The organism is Pectobacterium sp. 1950-15 (genome assembly GCF_037136835.1).
Classification (GTDB): Bacteria; Pseudomonadota; Gammaproteobacteria; order Enterobacterales; family Enterobacteriaceae; genus Pectobacterium.
The window spans coordinates 67,696-87,609 of sequence record NZ_JBBBQR010000018.1; the positions used below are offsets into that span (position 1 = coordinate 67,696).

A 19,914-nucleotide genomic window follows, 5' to 3' on the forward strand; every position below is an offset into this window, starting at 1 on the left:
ATTGCAATGTGCACTGGTGAGTGCTACTGAGTTTCAATTATGCTTACAACCATTACATTTTAACAACGGGAGGTCGATTTGATCCCGGACATTTCAGAAGCACTTTCTTGGCTGGAAAAACACCCACTGGCGGTGAAGGGTATTCAGCGTGGAATTGAACGCGAAACATTGCGCGTAACAGCAAACGGACACCTTGCTACGACAGGGCACCCTGAGATATTGGGCTCGGCGTTGGCACACCCGTGGATTACGACAGATTTTGCAGAAGCGCTGTTAGAATTTATTACGCCGGTCGATAAAGATGTTGATCATCTGCTGACGTTTCTGCGCGATATCCATCGCCACGTTTCCCGCAATCTGGGTGATGAGCGGATGTGGCCATTGAGCATGCCGTGTTTTATCGACAGCGAGCAAAATATAGAGCTAGCGCAGTATGGCTCATCAAATATTGGGCGTTTCAAAACGCTTTATCGTGAAGGGCTGAAAAACCGCTATGGTGCGTTGATGCAGACCATTTCCGGGGTGCATTACAACTTCTCCCTTCCGCTGTCATTCTGGCAGGCGCGAGAAGGTGTCGCTGATGAAGAAAGCGGGAAAAAGGCCATTTCAGCAGGATATTTCAGACTGATTCGCAACTATTACCGCTTTGGTTGGGTGATCCCTTACCTGTTCGGTGCTTCTCCGGCGATCTGTTCTTCTTTCCTGAAAGGGCGGGAAACGGCACTGCCGTTTGAGCGCACGGAAAAAGGCATGCTGTATCTGCCTTATGCAACCTCCCTGCGGCTAAGTGACTTAGGCTATACCAATAAATCACAGAGCAATTTGGGGATTACGTTTAACGATCTGGATACCTATGTCGCTGCGTTAAAACGCGCGATAAAAACGCCGTCTGAGGAATATGCTCGGGTTGGTATGAAGAAGGATGGTCGTTATCTACAATTGAATACGAACGTCTTGCAGATTGAGAACGAGCTTTATGCACCGATTCGTCCGAAGCGTGTGACGCGCGCGGGCGAAACGCCGTCTGATGCCTTGCTGCGTGGCGGAATCGAATATATCGAAGTGCGTTCACTGGATATTAATCCTTTCTCTCCGACCGGAGTGAGTGAAAGTCAGGTACGTTTCCTGGATTTATTCCTGATCTGGTGTGCGCTGGCAGATGCGCCGGAAATGAGCGCCGATGAGCTACTGTGTACGCGTAAAAACTGGAATCGGGTGATTCTGGAAGGACGTAAACCGGGGCAAACGGTGGGTATGCGGTGTGAAACCATCCAACAGCCAATTGCCGAAGTAGGAAAATCCCTGTTTGCGGATTTACGTCGTGTTGCGGAAGTACTGGACGCGGAAAACGGTCAACCGCACTATCAGCAGGTTTGCGATGAGCTGCTTGCTGGCTTTGACGATCCAGAAACGACGTTCTCTGGTCGACTATTAACGTTGATGAAGCAAGAAGGCAATGGTAGCGTGGGGCTGAATTTAGCGGAAGAATACCGCAAAATGCTCAGCAACGAACCGTTGCAGGTGTTGACGGAAGAACAATTGGCTGCTGCGAGCGAACGCTCCTGGCAGCGTCAACGTCAGATTGAGTCTGAAGATACGATGAGCTTTGACGATTATCTGGCGGCGAATTAAAAAGAAAAGGCCACAGAAACTGTGGCCAAATAAACATCTCTAATAGGGATGATGATAATAAATGCGCGTCTTTCAGTAAGTCAGACTCGCATAAAAAGGAAAAGTTCTCGGAAACGAGAAAAAATGAATTTTTTTCTTTGAGGAGGTGGAATTATGCCGTTACTAGACAGTTTTACCGTTGATCATACTCGTATGGCCGCACCCGCCGTTCGGGTCGCTAAAACCATGAAAACCCCTCATGGCGACAATATTACGGTATTTGACCTGCGTTTCTGTCGCCCGAACATCGAGGTCATGCCAGAGCGTGGTATCCATACGCTAGAGCACCTGTTTGCTGGTTTTATGCGCGATCATTTAAACGGTGATGGCGTGGAAATTATCGACATTTCTCCGATGGGATGCCGTACGGGTTTCTACATGAGCCTGATTGGCACGCCGGATGAGCAACGTGTTGCTGACTCCTGGAAAGCGGCGATGGCTGACGTTCTGAAAGTGACCGACCAGCGTAAAATTCCTGAGCTGAACGAATTCCAGTGTGGCACCTATGAGATGCACTCGCTGAAAGAAGCGCAGGAAATCGCTCAGCACATCGTGGATCACGATATTGGTATCAACCAAAATGACGATCTGGCACTGCCGAAAGATAAGCTGGCCGAGCTGCATATCTAGTTTGTCGGATAGGTACAAATAAAAAAGAGAGCCGAAAGTTGGCTCTCTTTTTTTGTTCGAGAAGGGTCAGACGGCAAGAAAGTGCTGTATAACCCGGCTACCAAAGTAGGAAAGCGTCAGCATCAGCGCGCCGAGCAGGCTGAACCAGACAACGCGTCGACCACGCCACCCTTCATGATAATGTCCCCAGAGCAGCAGAATATAGATGAACCACGCAAACAGGGAGAACACGGCCTTATGCAGATTCTCTTTGTTATCGATCAGATCGTCCATGTAGAACAAACCGGTACAGAGCGTCAGCGTGAGCAGAATGACGCCAATCTGCGTGATGTGAAACATTTTACGCTCAATGCCCATCAGTGGCGGCATATCAGCGGCAAATCCCAGCTTTTTATTCTTGAGTAGATAATCCAGCCAAGCGAGCTGGAGCGCATAAAGGGCAGCAATTAACAGCGTGGCATAGGAAAAAAGTGCCAGACCGATATGGATCATCAAGCCCGGTGACGCTTCCAGATGCGTAATAAATTCACTTGGCATGAAGCTGGCGAAGGCCAGATTGATGAGCGCAAAAGTGTAGACGATAGGAAGAATAAACCAGCCACGATCGCGCGCGGCGACAATCGTCATCACTGTACAGATGATAAGACTGACCAGCGAACCGATATTCAGCAGGCTAAGGTTTTGGCCGACCTGAACATCGAAAATACGTTGATAGAGCGCCACCGCATGGCAGATTAGCGCAGCGCTGGCCGAGAGTATTGCCAGCCGACGATATGCACTGTTCTTGCGCAGCAGACTGGGGATAATCAGTCCGAGGCTGAGTGTGTAGGCGACAAGCGCCACAATAGCGAAAACAGACATACAAATAGGTTATTAAATATCAACTAGGTAAAATGAAGAATCAGTATAGCGTTAGTCGTCGTGGGCACCAACAGTTCTCCGTCAGCAGCGCTGAGATCGTTCCCGCTTTTGTGTATAATCTCTTCCATTCGTGTCGCGCTGGCGGCCTGTCTTACGTTGAGCATGAGATATGTTTGAAAATTTAACCGATCGACTCTCGCGCACATTGCGCAACATCAGTGGCCGCGGGCGGTTGACTGAAGAAAACATTAAAGAAACGCTGCGTGAAGTACGTATGGCATTGCTGGAAGCCGACGTCGCGTTACCCGTAGTGCGTGATTTTATCAATCGCGTGAAAGAGCGTGCCGTCGGGCATGAAGTTAATAAAAGTCTGACGCCAGGCCAAGAGTTCGTCAAAATTGTTAAGAATGAACTCGTCAGCGCCATGGGTGAAATCAACGCCGAGCTGAATCTTGCTGCGCAGCCGCCAGCGGTTGTTCTTATGGCGGGTCTGCAAGGTGCGGGTAAAACAACCAGCGTGGGTAAGCTGGGTAAATTCCTGCGTGAAAAGCAGAAGAAAAAAGTGCTGGTCGTTTCTGCCGACGTTTATCGCCCGGCGGCGATTAAGCAGTTGGAAACGCTGGCAGAGCAGGTTGGGGTCGATTTCTTCCCGTCAGATGTGCAGGAAAAGCCGCTTGCGATTGTAGAACGTGCATTACAACACGCTAAGCTGAAATTCTACGATGTATTGTTGGTCGATACCGCGGGCCGTCTCCACGTCGATGACGCGATGATGGACGAAATCAAACAGGTTCACGCGGCGATTAAGCCAGTTGAAACGCTGTTTGTTGTTGATGCCATGACGGGGCAGGATGCGGCGAATACGGCGAAAGCCTTTAATGAAGCGCTGCCGCTGACCGGTGTGATCCTCACCAAAATTGATGGTGATGCCCGTGGCGGTGCGGCGCTATCTATCCGCCACATTACTGGTAAGCCGATTAAATTCCTCGGCGTCGGTGAAAAAACCGAAGCGCTGGAGCCGTTTTACCCTGAGCGTGTGGCATCGCGTATTCTCGGCATGGGTGATGTGCTTTCACTGATTGAAGATATTGAAAGCAAGGTCGACCGTACACAGGCAGAGAAGCTGGCGAAGAAGCTGAAGAAGGGCGATGGGTTCGATTTGACCGATTTTCTGGATCAGCTCAAGCAGATGCGCAATATGGGTGGCATGGCGAGCATGATGAGCAAAATGCCCGGTATGGGCCAGCTGCCTGATAATGTGAAATCGCAAATGGATGACAAGGTGCTGGTACGTATGGAAGCGATCATTAATTCAATGACGCATCAGGAACGTGCCAAACCTGAGATCATCAAAGGATCGCGCAAACGTCGTATCGCGATGGGCTCTGGCATGCAGGTGCAGGATGTAAACCGTCTTCTGAAACAGTTCGATGATATGCAGCGAATGATGAAGAAGATGAAAAACGGCGGCCTGGCGAAAATGATGCGCGGTATGAAAGGGATGATGCCACCAGGATTCCCGGGGCGTTAACCACCGAAACCGATGGTGCAGAGAAACTCTTGGCGAGATTACACGCTTTAGATTGCTTTTTACGCCAAAATGAGTAAAATTTTCGGGCTTTTTATATGACATACTGGGCTCCGTTCCTCGATGGGGCCCAGTTGTTTTATTCACTAAAGAGGATGTTATGGTAACAATTCGTTTGGCACGTGGCGGCGCTAAAAAACGCCCTTTCTATCAAGTAGTCGTGACCGACAGCCGCAATGCGCGTGATGGTCGTTTCATCGAGCGCGTAGGTTTCTTCAACCCAATCGCAGCTGGTCAAGCAGAAGCCCTGCGTCTGGATCTGGACCGTATCGAGCATTGGCTTGGTCTGGGTGCAACTGTGTCTGATCGCGTATCTTCGCTGATCAAAGACGCTAAAAAAGCAGCATAATCTGTTGCGGTGGTGATAATGAGCAATCAACTCAGCCCAAAGCCTCCCGTTAACCCGATTGTGATGGGGAAAATTGGATCGGCGTATGGCATCCGAGGTTGGCTCAGAGTGTTTTCATCCACCGAAGATGCCGAGAGCATTTTTGATTATCAGCCTTGGTTCATCCAGAGCAAAAGCGGTTGGCAGCTTGTCGAGATTGAAGGCTGGAAGTATCACAATCAGGATCTGATCATTAAAGTGAAAGGTACTGATGACCGTGATGCGGCTAATTTACTGACTAATTGCGAAATTGTCGTAGATTCGTCACAACTGCCCGATCTGGGCGAAGGTGATTATTACTGGAAGGATCTTATGGGCTGTCAGGTCGTGACCGTAACCGGTTATGAGTTGGGTAAAGTCATCGATATGATGGAAACCGGCTCAAACGATGTGATGGTGATAAAAGCCAACCTGAAAGATGCCTTCGGAGTCAAGGAGCGGCTGGTTCCGTTCCTCACTGAACAGGTTGTTAAGCGCGTCGACCTTTCTACTCAAACTATTGAAGTAGATTGGGATCCTGGTTTTTGAGCTCTGAATTGACCAGTAGTACCCAGCGGAACGAGACTATGTGGATTGGGGTGATTAGCCTGTTTCCAGAGATGTTCCGGGCAATTACTGATTACGGAGTCACTGGCCGGGCAGTAAAAAATGGCCTGCTGAACGTACAGTATTGGAGTCCTCGCGACTTCACTTACGATCGGCATCGCACCGTGGACGACCGACCTTATGGCGGCGGTCCCGGAATGCTGATGATGGTGCAACCTTTACGGGATGCGATCCACGCAGCAAAAGCAGCGGCAGGCGAAGGCGCGAGAGTGATTTATTTATCACCTCAGGGCCGTAAATTAGATCAGCAAGGCGTACGTCAACTCGCTACGAACCAGAAGATGATTCTGGTCTGTGGACGGTACGAGGGGATCGATGAGCGCGTAATTAAAACCGAAATCGATGAAGAATGGTCGATAGGGGATTACGTACTCAGCGGTGGGGAACTGCCAGCGATGACCCTGATTGACTCCGTTGCCCGCTTTATACCGGGCGTTCTGGGGCATCAGGCTTCAGCAGAAGAAGATTCTTTTGCCGATGGATTGCTGGACTGTCCTCATTTCACTCGCCCTGAAATACTGGAAGGCATGGAGGTCCCGGCAGTGTTACTGTCTGGAAATCATGCGGAAATACGCCGCTGGCGATTGAAGCAGTCGCTGGGCCGAACCTGGCTTAGAAGACCTGAACTTCTGAAAAGCCTAGCTCTGACTGACGAGCAAACAAGGTTGCTGGCTGAATTCCAACGTGAATATCAGTCTGAGCAACAAGAGTATTAGGTGGTTACGCCGGTTGGCCGTGCGAACCCAACTATCAGTTTACCTAGGGTAAGAGACATATTATGAGCAACATTATTAAGCAAATCGAAGACGAACAAATGAAGCAGGACGTACCTGCATTTCGTCCGGGTGATACCGTAGAAGTGAAGGTATGGGTTGTTGAAGGTAGCAAAAAACGTCTGCAGGCATTCGAGGGCGTGGTTATCGCTATTCGTAACCGCGGTCTGCATTCTGCATTCACTGTTCGCAAAATTTCTAACGGCGAAGGCGTGGAGCGTGTATTCCAGACTCACTCCCCAGTAGTTGACAGCATCGCTGTTAAACGTCGTGGTGCCGTGCGTAAAGCCAAACTGTACTACCTGCGTGAGCGTACTGGTAAGTCTGCTCGTATCAAAGAGCGTCTTAACTAAGATAGCGCTTTCGCAACATCCGAAAGTTGTTATTTATAAGGGGTTTAGCCAAAGGCTAAACCCTTTTTTTATGTCTGTTGGCGGCAAAGCGGTGGCGGAAATGCATCGTGTTATCTCTCAAGGGGATGCGTGCTTTACTTAATGGCTGTGGCTAAGACATCGTTTGCTTTAGCAGTAAAAAGCCCACCTTTTTGGTGGGCTTCGCTTTCCCTGGTGCCATCATTATTGTTTGAATTTCAGTACCATAATGACATCACGCATGGTTATTTTATAAACGTTTATACAGATCAATTTTTCAGTATTGATCGGTTACGGCGATCAAAATATCGCGTTGATACCGTTTTTATCCTGTTCAGTACGGCTTATTAGCGATTACCGTTGGGTACATGTGCATATGATCGTTAATAAACTGAATATCTGTAAATCCGGCTTGTTCTAACTGCGATTGCGTTTGTTTGTGGGTACGGAACGCTGTCCAGGTTGCCTCGATAATGCGTGAGAAAAGGACATACTGGAGCGCCAGCAATTTCGGGTCGGCGTTTGTCCATGGGGAGTCTTGCGATTGCGTAGGAGGAGGCGTCATAAAGCTGGTTATCAGCGTGCCCCCAGGTTTCAGCCCTGAATAGAACACGCGGTAAAGTTCGGTCACTTTGTCATCATCTTGCTCATAAACATTGAGCCCGTTGCTGGTAATCACATCAGCTTGTGCGGCCAAATCAACTGTCCAGGCATCAGTCAGTACCAACGATATCTGGTTTTCCAATCCTCGTTGGCTGGCAAGCTTGTAAGCCTCTTCCAGCGCCTGTCTATCCAGGTCGATCCCGATTAATTTCACATCTCGATGCCGCGTATAGTCCAGCAGCAGTAAGTCGGCCATGACGCCGCAGGGGACGGATACCATGACGGCATTCGGCCGTAAGCGTTCTTGAAGCAGGCGTTGGAAAATACCGAACCGTTCGCGTGTCGCTAAAACGCTGGGGAGTTGTGTGTAGATGATTTCTTCGAGCGGGTTTACATAGTGAGTTGTCTGATGTGCTATCACGTTATGCGTCCAGTACGCATTTAACCCATGATGTTTTAGTAAAAATTTGCCTAATTCAAGGTGGGAGAAGGCATCCAGAAGCGCCAACTGTTCCTTTACGGAAATACCGGGATGGTCACCGGACTCGATAATTCTGTTCTTTACCGCAGCGACTCGTTCATCATGGCTTTCCTGCGATGATGTTGCGTGTGATAAGAGCCTTGAGCTGTTATTCAGAGACGGGTTATGAGGCTTGTGTGAACCAGACATGTGAGCACTCCATAATATCAATCGCTATCAGGAATAATGGGACTAACTATCAATGACCGATGATTTTTTCGTTATCCCAGCATTAGGTTATTAATAACTTAATGTGATTATTTCGCTTGAGCGATAATAGAGGCGAGGTATGTCTGACGTATTTCTATGTGAGTATAAAAGTGAGTGGAATTGTTACCAGATACGATGATCCATAGCTTTTTGCCAGCTAACTCGCTGATGAGTATGGATCACCGTCTCGTCTTATCTTTGGAAGGAGATTAAGGCAGGTTTTGCTGCCAGTGAATTCGCAGCGCTTCCGCATTCTCTACGCCATCGCAACTGGCGGGAAAGTTTTTTCCAGCTTTGCCCCATTCTTCAATGTTATCTGTACCGCAAAAAGCCGATTGTCCGGCCTGATAACCACGCAGGTAGGTTTCACGATCGATCTGCGGATTACCAAACCATTCCTGTAAGGTGCTATTGTCCTTTACGACCATGCCAGATATTGCATCTTGATAACCCGCTTCATACCAGAATCCTGATTCACTTTTAGTCGGTAACGAAGGGACGTTGCTTTGGCATGCTGTCATTAAAAGAATTACAGCCAAGACATAACTGTATTTCATCATCAAACCTTCAATGTTTTGGCCATTGGCCCGAAGGAGCATGCCGTCAGGCGATGCCCAGTTTTTCTTTCAGTAATTTGAGATAGCGGCGACTGACAGGGATGTGTTTTCCCGTGTGCGTCAATACTTCTGCTGCACCATTCTCCATTAACTGTATTTCTTTCAGTTGCTCCGTGTTAACCATATATTGACGATGGCAACGGACAAAAGGCGTTTTCTCTTCCAGCGTTTTCAGTGAAAGCTGGGTATAGCCGGACTGGCTGACGCCCACGACGTGCACGCCGCTGAGTTCCGAACAAAGATACTCGACTTCCTCAATTTTGAGCAAAAAAATACGGTTGTGCCCATTACAGGGGATGTGACGAAGTAAGGGTTCTGAAATTATCTGTACGTTTTTGTTTACGCTTGTGCCGCGCCGTAAACGATTTAACGTTTTGCTCAGCCGCTGTGCATCCAGCGGTTTCAGTAAATAGTCAAAAGCATGCTCTTCAAATGCTCTCACCGCGTACTCGTCATAGGCTGTCACGAAGACGACATAAGGCATATTTTCTGGATTCAACATGGCAACCAGCTCTAATCCGCTGACCTTTGGCATCTGTATATCCAGAAAAATAACATCCGGTTGCAGCCGGTGAATCGCGGGTATTGCCTCCAGCGCATTGCTGCACTGTGCAATGATGGTGATATCAGATTCATTTTCCAGTAACAGGCTGAGCTCTTCACGTGCCAGCTGTTCGTCATCGATGATTATCGCTTTCAGCATCCTTCCCCCTTGTTGGCGTGATTCTATCATTATTCACGCTGGAGATAGGCATGGTTGCGTCGGGAAGTGATCGGGCATGCAGATATTGTTTTATGACAATATTTAGGGTGGTAATTTTTTATTTACACTAAGTGGATTGAAATCTTTACGGTTCGTGTTATGGTGTAAACATCACGCGTAGGTCGTACAGGCAATAGGCTATACAGACAGTCGCGAACATACCGAACTTTTCAGGAATGGGATCATGCAAAAAGATTCACTTAACAATATTAATATCAGTGCAGAACAGGTTTTGATTACCCCCGATGAATTGAAAGCCAAGTTTCCACTTAACGATGCAGAACAACGCGATATTGCCCAAGCGAGAGCAACCATTGCGGATATCATTCACGGCCGCGATGATCGTCTGCTGATCGTCTGTGGGCCTTGCTCGATTCATGATACTGATGCCGCCTTGGAATACGCACGCCGCCTGCAATCGCTCGCCGCTGAATTAAACGATCGCCTTTATATTGTGATGCGTGTTTATTTTGAAAAACCACGTACTACCGTGGGCTGGAAAGGGCTCATCAACGATCCGTTCATGGATGGCTCATTTGATGTGGAATCAGGGCTGCATATCGCGCGCGGTTTGCTGCTGGAACTGGTGAATATGGGGCTGCCGCTGGCGACCGAAGCACTTGATCCGAACAGCCCGCAGTACCTGGGCGATTTGTTCAGCTGGTCGGCTATTGGTGCACGTACAACTGAATCACAAACCCACCGTGAGATGGCTTCCGGCCTGTCAATGCCTGTCGGGTTCAAAAACGGTACGGATGGTAGCTTGGGAACGGCGATCAATGCGATGAGAGCTGCCGCAATGCCGCATCGTTTTGTGGGAATCAACCAAACAGGTCAGGTTTGTCTGCTGCAAACGCAGGGGAACATTGATGGCCACGTGATTCTGCGCGGTGGTAAAGAACCAAACTACAGTGCGCAGGATGTCGCTGAATGTGAAAAACAGATGCAGGATGCGGGACTGAGACCGGCGCTGATGATAGATTGTAGTCACGGTAATTCAAATAAAGACTACCGCCGTCAGCCACTTGTTGTTGAATCTGCGATTGAACAAATTAAGGCGGGAAATCGTTCCATTATAGGACTGATGCTGGAAAGCCACCTTAACGAGGGGAGCCAGTCTTCAGAACAGCCGCGTTCAGATATGCGCTACGGTGTATCAGTCACGGATGCCTGTATCAGTTGGGAAAGTACAGAAGCGCTGCTGCGTTCCGTTCATCAAGAGCTGAGTGCTGCGCGTGTGAAACATTCAGGAGAGTAACAAGATATGGTAGCTGAACTGACCGCATTACGTGATCAGATAGATGAGGTGGATAAGGAGCTTGTCGCGCTGTTATCACGTCGGTTGCGTTTGGTGGCGGAAGTGGGTGAAGTGAAAAGCCGCTATGGCTTGCCTATTTATGCGCCCGATCGTGAAGCTGCCATGCTCAGCTCCCGCCGTAAAGAGGCGGCGTCGATGGGGGTTCCTCCGGATCTCATTGAAGATATCCTGCGGCGAACCATGCGCGAATCCTATACCAGCGAAAATGACAAAGGCTTTAAAACGCTGTGTCCACAGTTGCGACCGGTCGTCATCATCGGTGGCCGTGGTCAAATGGGCAATCTGTTTGAAAAAATGCTGACGCTGTCGGGCTATCAGGTAAGGATTCTGGAGCAGGATGACTGGCCGCGCGCGGATGAACTGCTGTCTGATGCCGGCATGGTGATTGTTAGCGTGCCGATTCACGTGACTGAACAGGTTATTGCCCGCCTGCCTGCTTTGCCGGATGACTGTATTTTGGTTGATCTGGCATCGGTAAAAAATGGCCCGCTCCAGGCGATGCTGGCGGCGCATCGTGGTCCGGTACTGGGGCTACACCCTATGTTCGGGCCAGACAGCGGTAGCCTTGCCAAGCAGGTTGTTGTCTATTGCGATGGTCGGCAGCCGGAAGCTTACCAGTGGTTGCTGGAACAGATTCAGGTGTGGGGCGCGCGTCTGCATCGCATTAGCGCGGTTGAACACGATCAGAACATGATGTTCATTCAGGCGCTGCGTCACTTTGCGACATTCGCCTATGGTCTGCATTTAGCCGAAGAGAATGTGCAGATTGAGCAGCTACTCGCTCTGTCATCGCCAATCTATCGTCTGGAGTTGATCATGGTTGGGCGGTTGTTTGCACAGGACCCGCAGCTTTATGCCGACATTATTATGTCTTCAGAGGATAATCTGGCGTTGATTAAGCGTTACTACAAACGCTTTGGCGAAGCGATTACGTTACTGGAGCAGACTGATAAAGCTGAGTTTATTAACAGCTTCAAAAAAGTCGAACACTGGTTTGGCGACTATGCCAAACGCTTTCAGGCGGAGAGCCGGGTACTTTTGCGTCAGGCAAACGATATCCGTCAATAAATACGTTTCATCTTTGAGCTGTGTTTGATAATTGAATTGTGTTCGAGAAGCCATCCCGGTGGAGACCAGGATGGCTTTTTCAATGATTCGTTCGTATCGACTATTCGTTCACATCGACGGGGACGACGTTTTCACTGGGGTAACAGCCCAACACTTTTAACGAGCGGGTGATGGGGGCTAATCCTTTTAGCGCTTTCTGCATAGCATCGCTGCGCAGGTTCGCCTGCACGTCAAGATAGAACATTTCTTCCCACGGGTTACCGTTGATCGGTCTGGATTCCAGCTTGGTCATCACAATGCCGTTATCACGCAATACCAACAGGGCTTCTACCAGCGCACCAGACTGTTGGCCGGTTGCCATAATTAGCGTGGTTTTTGCCGGTACTTGCTCAGTCACGTCGATAGGCTTACGTGCTAATACAATGAAGCGAGTGATGTTTTGCGATTGATTGGCCAGATCGTGTTCCAGCACCTGGAGCTGATAAAGCTGACCACCGGCTTCGCTGCCGAGAGCCGCTGCTTTTGGTGAGTTGAGCGCCGCGACTTTTTCCATCGCTGCAGCGGTGCTCTCACAATATTCAATCTTCCAGTGCGGAAAACGATTAATGAAATGGCTGCACTGCTGGAACGGTTGCGGATGGCTGTAAACCGTTTCGATTTGTGCCAGAGACGTATCGGTGGCGACCAGGACGCAGTGATTTATCGGGTTGGTCAATTCACCGACGATGGATAATCCCGTGTGCTGAAGCAGGTCATAGACATCGTTGATCGAGCCGGAACTGGTGTTTTCAATCGGCAGAACGGCATAGTCTGCCTGACCTGTTTCCACCATAGTGAAGATGTCCTGAAATTTTTGGCAGCCGCATTCGATGAGTTGCTCGAAGTGTCGTGCGGCATACTGGCGGGCGGCAAGATGAGAATAAGACCCCTTCGGACCGAGGAACGCAATACGAGCAGAGTGTGATGTTGTTTGGTTGAGGTGATGCTGTAAGAGAGCCTGCTGTGTCAGTACCGAATCTTCAATAATGAGCTGAAATAAGCGGGTAATATAGTGACCATCAAGATGATGCTTTTTCCCAGCGGCTGTCAGTTTGTCCAGCAAATCACGTTCACGTTCTTTGTCACGGATGGGGCGATGCGAATCTAATTTGCAGCGGGCAACGTCCAGCGCCAGTTCTCGTCTTTGTGCCAACAATTCAATTAATTGCAGATCCAATGCGCTGATGCGTTCTCGCAGTGCCAGTAATGGGTTGTCTGTCATGATGCTATTACCTGCCTTATGTTCTTATATAAAAAAAGCCTCCTGGTCAGGAGGCTTTTTTGTTCGTCTTCGTATTCTTGCTCTTACGACGAATCGCCTCCCAAATCAGGGGAAGGTGAAAAAGAATACGAAGAAAAACAGTTTATTTGTCATGCGTGCTCGGTTAGTCAGGAAAATCCAGATGCTTAGCAGGTAAGGTAACTGTTGGCTTTTCATCCTGTCAATACAAAATCGCCACATGCAATGTTAAACCATGTATCGCGTTGGCGCTTTAGGACGTGGATTACGGGGCGTAGAATGCAGAAACGCGCCCTCAGGCGCGTTATATTGGGGTAAAGAGCGTGAATTACTCTTCTTGAGTCGGCTGGAGATTGGCTTCTTTGACGCTAGCTACCGCACGTCTGGCTTCGCCTTTATGCTGGAGCTTATCCAACTGGCGTTCGAGTTTGGTAATCAACTCATTGATGGCGGCATACATATCATCATGTTTAGCGCTGGCAACCAGTGGACCATTTGGCGTACTGATAGTGGCATCGGCCACAAAACCCTGGGGCTCTTTTGACAGAATAATATGCGGGTTAATCAGCTGGGTTTGCCACTTATCCAGCTTAGAAAGACGGTCTTCGACATGTTGACGAATTGCGGGGGTGATATCCATTTGCTTACTGGTAATATTAATAGTCATATAAACTTACCTCTCTGCCTATGTCCGTCTTGGATGATTCCAGCATACCGTGAGTTGTGGCAAAAAGCGTGATATTGATCGCTTTTTTTCGTCACTTTTTGTCAAGAAAACGCGATTTGTGAGGCACCGTCGGGAATCGAAGGGAAGTGCTTGAGGGGGCATTCGGCCTGTGCCATTATTGACAGGATGTGTTGATGTTACCGCGCTGTTGTTGACTCCCTCCAAGCTGTTTTTTTCTGCATCATCGATGCATAGCGAACCGATAAAACCATAAAAAAAACGGCAACCGAAGCTGCCGTCTCATTATTGTGTGTGGCTTATCGTTTATGCCGGGTTCGCGGCAATAACTTTTGCGACTTTGTCTGCCTGTGCGGCCAGTTGCAGTTCACGATAGGCATTTTCCATCAACGGCAGGGCAGTTTTTGTTGCCTGAGTATCAGGGTAATCACGCAGCATTTGCTCAACGCGATTAACTACTGCCACATAAGCGCCGCGTTTCGTGTAGTATTGCGCGACAGAAAGTTCATACTTGGCCAGACGCTCTTTGAGGTAAACCAAACGCTTGTTTGCGTCGGTGGCGTATTGGCTGTTCGGATATCCCTGAATGAGCTTGCTGAAATCCCGAAATGCGGTGCGGGCATACTGCGGATCGCGATCGGAACGATCGACGCCGAAGAAGCCTTGTAACGCGCTATCATCCAGCGCCATGTCGGTAAGGCCGCGCATGTACAGGACATAATCCACGTTTGGATGGGTCGGGTTGAGTCGCAGGAAGCGGTCAATAGATGCTTGGGCCAATGGCAGCTCTGCGGATTTGTAATAGGCGTAGATCAAATCCAGCTGTACTTGCTGCGAATAGGGACCAAACGGATACCGGTTATCCAGTGCTTCCAACTGCGTGATGGCTGCTTTAAAGTTGCCGTCCTGCAGTTTTTGTTGAGCATTGGCATAGATTTCAGATGGCGGACTATCAGGAACCGCATCTTTGGAATTGCTGGAGCAACCAGCCAGCGCCAGGCTCAACGTGGCGGCAGCCACCAGATATTTCATACGCGTCATGACGTTTTGATTATCCTCAGAATGTTATTCCGGGAGACTGTCCGTTAAGCTCCCGATTTAGACCAGCTACAATAGTACATTATTTTAAACGGCGTCGCCGTCAAAACCCAACGTTAACGAAGAAGCTGCATAATATGGCACAACAAGTACAACTCACCGCAACGGTGGCCGAATCTCAACTCGGACAACGTTTAGATCAGGCTTTGGCCGAATTGTTCCCTGATTATTCACGATCCCGCATAAAAGAGTGGATTCTTGAGAATCGGGTACAGATTAACGGCAATGTCACCAATAAGCCAAAAGAGAAAGTACTTGGCGGCGAATCGGTAGCGATTGATGCATTGATTGAAGAAGAAGCCCGCTGGGAAGCTCAGGATATCAAACTGGATATCGTGTATGAAGATCAGGACATTTTGGTCATCAACAAACCCAGAGATCTGGTGGTTCACCCCGGAGCGGGTAACCCGGATGGCACGGTATTGAATGCCTTGCTGCATCATTATCCTGAGATTGTCGATGTGCCTCGTGCCGGTATTGTGCACCGGCTTGATAAAGATACCACCGGGCTCATGGTGGTCGCGAAAACCGTTCCAGCACAGACGCGTTTAGTTGAGGCGCTACAGGCGCGCGAAATTACGCGTGAGTATGAAGCCGTTGCGATTGGCTCGATGACGGCAGGCGGCATGGTCGATCAACCTATCGCCCGCCATTCAACCAAGCGTACTCATATGGCGGTGCACCCAATGGGTAAGCCTGCTGTGACACATTATCGCATCATGGAACATTTCCGTGCGCATACCCGTTTGCGGTTGCGTCTGGAAACGGGGCGTACCCATCAGATTCGTGTGCATATGGCGCACATTAATCATCCTCTGGTTGGCGATCAGCTATACGGCGGCCGTCCTCGCCCGCCAAGAGGCGCTTCGGAAGCGTTCATTGATACACTGCGTGGTTTCGATCGTCAGGCGCTGCATGCCACCATGTTGCGTTTCTACCATCCGATTACCGGCATTCACATGGAATGGCATGCGGAATTGCCGCAGGATATGGTTGATCTGATTGATGCGCTGAAAGCCGATACCGAAGAATTTAAAGATCAGCTCGACTGGTAAGGTATTCAATACGATAAGTGCCGATTTATAGAGGTGACGGACTATGCTGATATACCCCGACTGGCCTTTGCCAGAAAGTGTGAAATCTTGTAGTACGACGCGTGTTGGCGGACATAGTGTTGCACCTTATGATTCGCTGAATTTGGGGAATCATGTGGGGGATGAGCCTGCGCACGTTACCGCAAATCGGCAAGCGCTGGTGGAGATGGCCGGTCTCCCAGCCATGCCGCATTGGCTGGAGCAGGTTCACGGTACCGATGTGATTCGTATTGGCGAGATATCCCCCACGTCTGTTTGCGGTGATGCGGCTTATACCGATAAGAAAGGGGAGGTCTGTGCGGTGATGACGGCTGACTGTCTCCCCGTGCTTTTTTGTGCAATCAACGGCGGTGAGGTTGCTGCTGCACATGCTGGCTGGCGGGGGTTGCACGCAGGGGTATTGGAGGAAACATTAGCCTGTTTCCGTGCGCAGCCCACGCAGATCATGGCGTGGCTGGGACCCGCTATCGGGCCTGATGCGTTTGAAGTCGGTCCTGAAGTGAGAGACGCATTTATTCAGCATGATGCAACTGCGGCTTCTGCATTTCGGCCTGAAGGAAATAAATTTTTTGCCGATATCTACCGACTGGCAAGTTTACGTTTACGCGCCGCAGGGGTAACACAAATTTTTGGTGGAAACGCCTGTACTGTGAGCGAACCTCACAAATTTTTCTCTTATCGGCGTGATGGCGTGACTGGCCGTATGGCAAGTTTAATCTGGCTGATATAACCTATTGAATTAAGACGATCCAGGACAAGTAACGTTTAAATCCCGTCACGACTGGCAAAATAACCTTGAAATTTTTGAGGGATGACCTCATTTAATCTCCAGTAGCAATTTTGACCAGTGTATGGGAGGAGTTATGCGTCTGGATCGTCTTACCAATAAATTCCAACTTGCTCTTGCTGATGCCCAGTCTCTCGCCCTCGGGCGCGACCACCAGTTTATTGAACCCCTTCACTTGATGAGTGCTTTGCTTCATCAGGATGGTGGAACGGTTGGTCCACTTCTGACTGTTGCCGGAGCCAATCTTAATCACCTGAAAACTGAAATCGACCAGGCAATCACGCGTTTGCCTCAGGTTGAAGGCACTGATGGTGATGTCCAACCTTCGAGCGAATTAGTCCGCGTATTGAATATGTGCGACAAGCTCGCGCAAAAGCGCAGCGATACTTTTATCTCTTCGGAACTTTTCGTGCTCGCTGCGCTGGAGTCTCGCGGCACGTTGGGGGACATATTGAAGAAGGCGGGTGTTACGCAGCAAGGGGTAACAAACGCGATTGATCAAGTGAGAGGAGGAGAGCAAGTGAACGATCAAGGGGCTGAGGATCAGCGCCAGGCATTGAAGAAATTCACGATTGATCTCACGGAACGTGCGGAACAAGGCAAACTCGATCCTGTGATCGGGCGTGATGAAGAGATTCGCCGCACTATTCAGGTTTTGCAGCGTCGAACTAAAAATAATCCGGTATTAATCGGCGAACCCGGCGTGGGTAAAACCGCGATAGTAGAAGGGTTAGCCCAGCGTATCGTTAATGGTGAAGTGCCTGAAGGCCTGAAAAACAAGCGCGTACTTTCACTGGATATGGGCGCGCTGGTGGCTGGTGCGAAATACCGTGGTGAGTTTGAAGAGCGTTTGAAAGGCGTGCTCAACGATCTGTCTAAGCAGGAAGGCAACGTCATTCTGTTTATTGATGAACTCCATACGATGGTTGGCGCGGGTAAAGCCGATGGCGCGATGGATGCCGGCAATATGCTAAAACCTGCGTTGGCTCGTGGTGAGTTGCATTGCGTCGGAGCGACTACGCTGGATGAGTATCGGCAGTATATTGAAAAAGATGCAGCTCTTGAGCGCCGCTTCCAAAAGGTGTTTGTCGCGGAACCGACCGTTGAGGACACAATTGCGATTTTGCGTGGACTGAAAGAGCGCTATGAATTGCACCATCACGTACAAATCACTGACCCGGCGATTGTGGCGGCGGCGATGCTCTCTCATCGCTATATCGCGGATCGTCAATTGCCGGATAAGGCGATTGACCTGATTGATGAAGCCGCATCCAGTATTCGCATTCAGATTGATTCAAAACCCGAGCCCCTCGATCGGCTTGAGCGCCGTATCATTCAGCTAAAGCTGGAGCAACAGGCGCTAAAAAAAGAATCTGATGAAGCCAGCCAAAAGCGGCTTGAATTGCTGAGTGCGGAACTTGACCAAAAAGAGCGCGAATATTCCCAGCAAGAAGAAGAGTGGAAAGCAGAAAAAGCGTCACTTACGGGAACGCAGAATATCAAAGCGTCTTTAGAGCAGGCGAAAATTGCGCTGGAACAGGCTCGCCGTCAGGGCGATCTGGGGAAAATGTCTGAACTGCAATACGGCAAAATCCCTGAGCTAGAGAAACAGTTGGCAGCAGCAACGCAGCAGGAAGGGAAAACGATGCATTTGCTGCGTAATCGAGTAACGGATGTTGAAATCGCTGATGTACTGGCGCGTTGGACTGGTATTCCTGTTTCTCGCATGCTGGAAAGCGAGAAAGAAAAATTATTGCGCATGGAAGACGAACTGCATCAGCGTGTGATTGGGCAGAACGAAGCCGTCGAGGCGGTAGCGAATTCTATCCGTCGCAGCCGGGCAGGGCTATCTGACCCTAATCGTCCAATTGGCTCGTTCCTGTTCCTTGGCCCAACTGGCGTAGGGAAAACGGAACTTTGTAAAACACTGGCGACTTTCCTCTTCGACAGTGACGACGCCATGGTGCGTATCGATATGTCTGAGTTCATGGAAAAACATTCGGTTTCACGTTTGGTCGGTGCGCCTCCTGGATACGTCGGTTATGAAGAAGGAGGGTATCTGACGGAAGCGGTACGCCGCCGTCCTTATTCGGTCATTTTGCTGGATGAGATCGAAAAAGCGCACCCTGATGTGTTCAATATTCTGCTTCAGGTATTGGATGATGGTCGCCTTACTGATGGCCAGGGCAGAACGGTCGACTTCCGTAATACGGTGGTCATCATGACGTCAAACCTGGGGTCTGACCTTATTCAGGAACGTTTTGGTGAGCGCGGCTACACCGAAATGAGAGACATGGTACTTGAAGTTGTTAGTCACAGCTTCCGCCCTGAATTTATTAACCGTATCGATGAGGTTGTGGTATTCCATCCACTGGGAAGAGCACACATTACGTCGATCGCACAGATTCAGCTTCAGAGACTATACAAACGTCTTGAAGAGCGGGGATATAGTGTCACGATAACGAATGCTGCGTTAGATATGCTAGGAGAAGTAGGGTTTGATCCTGTCTATGGCGCACGTCCGCTTAAAAGAGCGATACAGCAACTGATAGAGAACCCGCTTGCTCAGCAGATACTGGGGGGGAAATTGATACCCGGTAAACCGATCACATTGGATGTTGAAGGCGAACAGATCGCCGCACGACAAGAATAATGTGAAATAGCAAGTAATCGACGGGAGGCATTCACATAATGAATGTCTCCCGTTTTTCATGGTATAAGCTCGATTTTTATCCATGATTTGTACGGATAATGTGCTTAATGCTGTTTTTTGGCTTGTTTTTGAACGCTTGGAAAATATTTTGCATTTAGCGCTTGTCAGCCGCCGAGAAGTCCCTATAATGCGCCTCCACTGACACGGCAACAGCGACACGCGGTTGCGGTAACAGGAAAAAAGATTCAACGAAGGCGGTCAGTAATGACTTGACTTCACAGCGGAAAAGCATAATATATGCGGCCCGCGCCACGGAAGATGTGGCACTGCT

Annotated in this window: 19 protein-coding genes and 1 other annotated feature; of the genes, 12 read left to right on the forward strand and 7 right to left on the reverse strand. The window is 49.4% G+C overall.

Going from position 1 to position 19,914, the window contains the following annotated elements:
• Positions 1-78: 78 nt before the first annotated feature.
• Both gshA and luxS read left to right on the forward strand, forming a co-directional pair.
• On the forward strand, positions 79-1,632 hold the full coding sequence (gene gshA, locus WCT94_RS17680) for a glutamate--cysteine ligase (protein ID WP_180787017.1): 1,554 nt from the start codon (positions 79-81) through the stop codon (positions 1,630-1,632).
• A 153-nt stretch (positions 1,633-1,785) separates the two neighbouring features.
• The gene (gene luxS, locus WCT94_RS17685) at positions 1,786-2,301 is read left to right on the forward strand and encodes an S-ribosylhomocysteine lyase (RefSeq protein ID WP_010286009.1); all 516 of its coding nucleotides are present in this window, start codon (positions 1,786-1,788) and stop codon (positions 2,299-2,301) included.
• A 66-nt stretch (positions 2,302-2,367) separates the two neighbouring features.
• Here the strand turns inward: luxS and WCT94_RS17690 are convergent, their stop codons facing one another.
• Positions 2,368-3,162, reverse strand: a complete 795-nt coding sequence (locus WCT94_RS17690) for a cytochrome C assembly family protein (protein WP_107169154.1) — start codon at positions 3,160-3,162, stop codon at positions 2,368-2,370.
• A gap of 169 nt (positions 3,163-3,331) precedes the next feature.
• Here WCT94_RS17690 and ffh point away from each other — a divergent pair, with 169 nt between their 5' ends.
• The 5 genes from ffh (at position 3,332) to rplS (ending at position 6,870) form a co-directional block, all read left to right on the forward strand.
• Positions 3,332-4,693, forward strand: coding sequence for a signal recognition particle protein (ffh, locus tag WCT94_RS17695; RefSeq protein WP_180787016.1), 1,362 nt, complete (start codon positions 3,332-3,334; stop codon positions 4,691-4,693).
• 157 nt (positions 4,694-4,850) lie between these two features.
• The gene (gene rpsP / locus WCT94_RS17700; protein WP_015841363.1) at positions 4,851-5,099 is read left to right on the forward strand and encodes a 30S ribosomal protein S16; all 249 of its coding nucleotides are present in this window, start codon (positions 4,851-4,853) and stop codon (positions 5,097-5,099) included.
• An 18-nt stretch (positions 5,100-5,117) separates the two neighbouring features.
• Positions 5,118-5,666 carry a ribosome maturation factor RimM gene (gene rimM / locus WCT94_RS17705; RefSeq protein WP_180779587.1) on the forward strand — a complete coding sequence of 183 codons (549 nt, stop codon included), beginning with the start codon at positions 5,118-5,120 and terminating at the stop codon, positions 5,664-5,666.
• A gap of 38 nt (positions 5,667-5,704) precedes the next feature.
• On the forward strand, positions 5,705-6,460 hold the full coding sequence (gene trmD, locus WCT94_RS17710) for a tRNA (guanosine(37)-N1)-methyltransferase TrmD (protein WP_015841361.1): 756 nt from the start codon (positions 5,705-5,707) through the stop codon (positions 6,458-6,460).
• A gap of 62 nt (positions 6,461-6,522) precedes the next feature.
• Complete coding sequence (gene rplS, locus WCT94_RS17715) at positions 6,523-6,870, forward strand: 50S ribosomal protein L19 (RefSeq protein ID WP_010285987.1); 348 nt, start codon at positions 6,523-6,525, stop codon at positions 6,868-6,870.
• Positions 6,871-7,222: 352 nt separating this feature from the next.
• Here the strand turns inward: rplS and WCT94_RS17720 are convergent, their stop codons facing one another.
• From WCT94_RS17720 to btsR, 3 genes are all read right to left on the reverse strand, one after another.
• Positions 7,223-8,161, reverse strand: coding sequence for an SAM-dependent methyltransferase (locus tag WCT94_RS17720; protein ID WP_336870736.1), 939 nt, complete (start codon positions 8,159-8,161; stop codon positions 7,223-7,225).
• A 269-nt stretch (positions 8,162-8,430) separates the two neighbouring features.
• On the reverse strand, positions 8,431-8,820 hold the full coding sequence (locus WCT94_RS17725) for a DUF2799 domain-containing protein (protein ID WP_442955504.1): 390 nt from the start codon (positions 8,818-8,820) through the stop codon (positions 8,431-8,433).
• Between the two features lie 4 nt (positions 8,821-8,824).
• Positions 8,825-9,541: a two-component system response regulator BtsR gene (gene btsR, locus WCT94_RS17730; RefSeq protein WP_336870738.1), complete on the reverse strand. Its 717-nt coding sequence runs from the start codon at positions 9,539-9,541 to the stop codon at positions 8,825-8,827.
• A gap of 244 nt (positions 9,542-9,785) precedes the next feature.
• Between btsR and WCT94_RS17735 the strand changes: the two genes are divergently transcribed.
• Positions 9,786-10,859, forward strand: coding sequence for a 3-deoxy-7-phosphoheptulonate synthase (locus tag WCT94_RS17735; RefSeq protein WP_336870741.1), 1,074 nt, complete (start codon positions 9,786-9,788; stop codon positions 10,857-10,859).
• Positions 10,860-10,865: 6 nt separating this feature from the next.
• Positions 10,866-11,987: a bifunctional chorismate mutase/prephenate dehydrogenase gene (gene tyrA, locus WCT94_RS17740; RefSeq protein ID WP_336870742.1), complete on the forward strand. Its 1,122-nt coding sequence runs from the start codon at positions 10,866-10,868 to the stop codon at positions 11,985-11,987.
• A 100-nt stretch (positions 11,988-12,087) separates the two neighbouring features.
• Here the strand turns inward: tyrA and pheA are convergent, their stop codons facing one another.
• From pheA to bamD, 3 genes are all read right to left on the reverse strand, one after another.
• The gene (gene pheA, locus WCT94_RS17745; protein WP_336870743.1) at positions 12,088-13,248 is read right to left on the reverse strand and encodes a bifunctional chorismate mutase/prephenate dehydratase; all 1,161 of its coding nucleotides are present in this window, start codon (positions 13,246-13,248) and stop codon (positions 12,088-12,090) included.
• Positions 13,249-13,276: 28 nt separating this feature from the next.
• Positions 13,277-13,402: a sequence feature (Phe leader region), on the reverse strand.
• A 192-nt stretch (positions 13,403-13,594) separates the two neighbouring features.
• On the reverse strand, positions 13,595-13,933 hold the full coding sequence (raiA, locus tag WCT94_RS17750; protein ID WP_010285968.1) for a ribosome-associated translation inhibitor RaiA: 339 nt from the start codon (positions 13,931-13,933) through the stop codon (positions 13,595-13,597).
• A gap of 324 nt (positions 13,934-14,257) precedes the next feature.
• Positions 14,258-14,992, reverse strand: coding sequence for an outer membrane protein assembly factor BamD (gene bamD / locus WCT94_RS17755; protein ID WP_010306171.1), 735 nt, complete (start codon positions 14,990-14,992; stop codon positions 14,258-14,260).
• 134 nt (positions 14,993-15,126) lie between these two features.
• Here bamD and rluD point away from each other — a divergent pair, with 134 nt between their 5' ends.
• From rluD to clpB, 3 genes are all read left to right on the forward strand, one after another.
• A complete protein-coding gene (gene rluD / locus WCT94_RS17760) occupies positions 15,127-16,104 on the forward strand; it encodes a 23S rRNA pseudouridine(1911/1915/1917) synthase RluD (RefSeq protein ID WP_336870746.1) in 978 nt (325 codons plus the stop codon).
• Positions 16,105-16,147: 43 nt separating this feature from the next.
• Positions 16,148-16,873 carry a purine nucleoside phosphorylase YfiH gene (gene yfiH, locus WCT94_RS17765; protein ID WP_336870748.1) on the forward strand — a complete coding sequence of 242 codons (726 nt, stop codon included), beginning with the start codon at positions 16,148-16,150 and terminating at the stop codon, positions 16,871-16,873.
• Positions 16,874-17,006: 133 nt separating this feature from the next.
• Entirely contained in the window at positions 17,007-19,583 is a 2,577-nt protein-coding gene (gene clpB, locus WCT94_RS17770) for an ATP-dependent chaperone ClpB (RefSeq protein WP_336870751.1), read from the forward strand.
• The last annotated feature ends 331 nt before the right edge of the window (positions 19,584-19,914 follow it).